Source organism: Streptomyces phytophilus (assembly GCF_013870535.1).
In the GTDB taxonomy this organism is placed as follows: domain Bacteria; phylum Actinomycetota; class Actinomycetes; order Streptomycetales; family Streptomycetaceae; genus Streptomyces; species Streptomyces phytophilus.
The window spans coordinates 1-2,989 of record NZ_JACBXC010000750.1; the positions used below are offsets into that span (position 1 = coordinate 1).

General features: G+C 74.6%; 4 protein-coding genes. 1 reads left to right on the plus strand and 3 read right to left on the minus strand.

The features are described 5' to 3' along the window. The coding region (locus H5J30_RS24615) for an outer membrane protein assembly factor BamB family protein (protein WP_181789549.1) at nucleotides 1-1,122 on the plus strand (1,122 nt) is incomplete at its 5' end. Nucleotides 1,123-1,185: 63 nt separating this feature from the next. Here H5J30_RS24615 and aroQ read toward each other — a convergent pair. From aroQ to H5J30_RS24630, 3 genes are all read right to left on the minus strand, one after another. After that, nucleotides 1,186-1,626 (minus strand): type II 3-dehydroquinate dehydratase, encoded by a 441-nt coding sequence (gene aroQ / locus H5J30_RS24620; RefSeq protein ID WP_181789550.1) that lies wholly within the window; start codon nucleotides 1,624-1,626, stop codon nucleotides 1,186-1,188. Beyond that, nucleotides 1,623-2,750 (minus strand): 3-dehydroquinate synthase, encoded by a 1,128-nt coding sequence (gene aroB, locus H5J30_RS24625; RefSeq protein WP_181789551.1) that lies wholly within the window; start codon nucleotides 2,748-2,750, stop codon nucleotides 1,623-1,625. The genes aroQ and aroB overlap by 4 nt, the downstream gene beginning before the upstream one ends. After that, nucleotides 2,747-2,989 (minus strand): shikimate kinase (locus H5J30_RS24630; protein WP_309505620.1); only part of this gene is annotated, 243 nt, incomplete at its 5' end. The genes aroB and H5J30_RS24630, both read right to left, overlap by 4 nt.

A 2,989-nucleotide genomic window follows, 5' to 3' on the forward strand; every position in this document is an offset into this window, starting at 1 on the left:
GGCACCGGGAACCGGACGGCCCTGGTCGGGGGCTGGCTCACGGAGCACGCCGCCGCCCGCACGGACTCCCGCGGCACCGTCGGACTCGACCCCGCCGACGGCAGCCGGTTGTGGTCCGTACCGCCGCCGAAGGGCTCGGCGGTGGCATGCCGGACGTCCCACGGCCGCACCGCCACGTACGACGGGATCGGCGCGGTCGTCTACGGCGACGAGGACGACGGACTCGACGACTGCGACGTGGTCGGCGCCGTCGACACCGCCACCGGCAAGCTGCTGTGGCAGCGGGAGACCGGCGGCTCCTCGACCCGCAGCCCGGCGGTCGGCATGTCCGGCGGGCGGCTCGTCATCGCCGCCGAGAAGGGGGTGCTGGGCCTCGATCCGCGCACCGGGGACGAGCGCTGGCAGCGCACCGAGGGCATCGACGGCTGCCTGCTGTCCGACGCCCTGGCAGGCCCGCGCACGATCGTGCTGATGGAGACGTGCGGCAAGGCCGACAACCCCAACACGGTCGTGGAGCTGGACTCGGCCACCGGGAAGGAGCGCTGGCGCTACGAGATGCCGGGCAACGTCACGGAGTCGTGGCCGCTGACCGCGGAGCCGGTCTCGGTCGAGCTGGGCCGCGGCGGTGACGGCAGCGAGAACGCGCTGCTGGTCATCGACAGGACCGGCAGGAACCACCACGAGGTCCCGGTGGACGCGCCGTTCGGCGAGCTGAACCTCAGCGGCGACGAGAACCTCCCCTTCCCGTGGATCGGCGCGCACGGCGACACCGTCGTCGTCACCGTGGAGGCGCCGGGCGTGGTCGCCCCGTACCGGCTGGCGGCCGTGGACGCGGTCACCGGCGAGGTCCGCTGGGACGAGGGCCTGGCGCTCGGCGCCCCGGCGGTCCTGGCGATGGACGGCGATTCGGTCACCGTACGGGCCGAGTTCGGCGGCCAGGACGAGGTGCACCTGGTGGAGTACGCGCTGGACGACGGCGAGGTCCTCGGCGACGGGACGCTGCCCGCCGCGTTCGAGGACCCGACGGACCGGCGGGTGGCCGCGGCGGGCGATCGCCTGGTGTCGTTCGTCGGCCGGCGCGCGACCGGCGCGGAGGGCTACACCGTCCGGGACGGCGGCTGACGGCCCGTACCGCACGGTCCGTCAGGGCGCCCGCCCGGTCCGGGAGTCCGGCGGTGCACGGCCTCAGGACGCCGCCAGGTCCTCCGCGAGCGCGCGCAGCGCCAGCCGGTACGAGCCGATGCCGAAGCCCGCGATGGTGCCGGAGGCCACCGCGGCGATCACCGACGTGTGCCGGAACTCCTCGCGGGCGTACGGGTTGGAGATGTGCACCTCGATCAGCGGCGCCGTGCGCTGGGCGGCCGCGTCCCGCATCCCGTACGAGTAGTGCGTGAAGGCGCCCGGGTTGATCACCACGGGCAGCCGGCCGTCCGCCGCCTCGTGCAGCCAGCGGATCATCTCGGCCTCGTCGTTGGTCTCCCGCACCTCGACCTCGAAGCCCAGTTCCTTGCCCAGGGCGGTGCACTGCTCGACGAGCCCGGCGTAGGACGTGGCGCCGTAGACGTCGGGCTCGCGGGAGCCGAGGCGGCCGAGGTTCGGCCCGTTGAGCACCAGTACGCGCGTCATCCGGCGGCCCCCTCGGCGCCCGCCGCGATCTCGGCGTGCGCGGCGAGCAGCATCGCCGGGTCGGGGCCCTCCAGCACGGCCGGCTTCGCCAGCCCGTCGAGGACGATGAAGCGCAGCAGGTCGCCGCGGGTCTTCTTGTCCACCTTCATCGTCTCCAGCAGCCTGGGCCACTGGTCGCCGCGGTACGTCACCGGCAGCCCGACCGCGCGCAGCACCGCGCGGTGCCGGTCGGCGGTGGCGTCGTCGAGGCGGCCGGCGATCCGGCCCAGCTCGGCGGCGAAGACCATGCCGATGGAGACGGCCGCGCCGTGCCGCCACGTGTAGCGCTCGTTCTTCTCGATGGCGTGGCCGAGGGTGTGCCCGTAGTTCAGGATCTCCCGCCGGCCCGACTCCTTCAGATCCGCCGAGACCACCTCGGCCTTGACCCGGATCGCGCGCTCGACCAGCTCCGCGGTGTGCGGTCCCGCGGGGCTGCGGGCGCCCTCGGGGTCGGCCTCGATCAGCTCCAGGATCGCCGGGTCGGCGATGAAGCCGGCCTTGACGACCTCGGCGAGGCCGGAGACGTAGTCGTGGACGCCGAGGGAGTCCAGCGCGGCGAGGTCGCACAGCACCCCGGCCGGGGGGTGGAACGCGCCGACGAGGTTCTTGCCCTCCGCGGTGTTGATGCCGGTCTTGCCGCCGACCGCCGCGTCCACCATGCCCAGCACCGTCGTCGGCACCGCGACCCAGCGCACGCCGCGCAGCCAGGTCGCGGCCACGAACCCGGCGAGGTCCGTGGTGGCGCCGCCGCCGACGCCGACGACGGCGTCGCTGCGGGTGAAGCCGGACTGGCCCAGCGCCCGCCAGCAGTACGCCGCGACCTCGGCGGTCTTGGCCTCCTCGGCGTTCGGCACCTGGATGACGACGGCCTCGTACTCCTGCTCCGCCAGGTCCGCGCGCAGCGCCTCGCCGGTCTCGGCCAGCGCCTCCGGCACGATGACGGCGACGCGCTTGGCCTCCCGGCCGATCAGCCGGGGCAGCTCGCCGAGGAGCTGCCGGCCGACGACGGCCTCGTACGGGTCCGTGCCGGCCGTGCCGCCGATGCGGATGCGGGTGGCCTCGGCCCCTTCGGCGCTCGGTGTCATGCGGGGTGGCTCTCCAATGCTGCGAGTACGAGCTCGGCGACCTCGTCCGGCGTGCGGCCGGCGGTGGTGACGGTCGCGCGGGCGACCTCGGTGTAGTGCGGGCGGCGCTGTTCCATCAGGATGCGCCACTGCTGGCGCGGGTTGACGGCGAGCAGCGGACGCGGGGCGTCGAGGCCGACGCGCTTGACGGCGTCGGCCATCTCGACGTCGAGGAAGACGACGCGGTGCCCGGCGAGCAG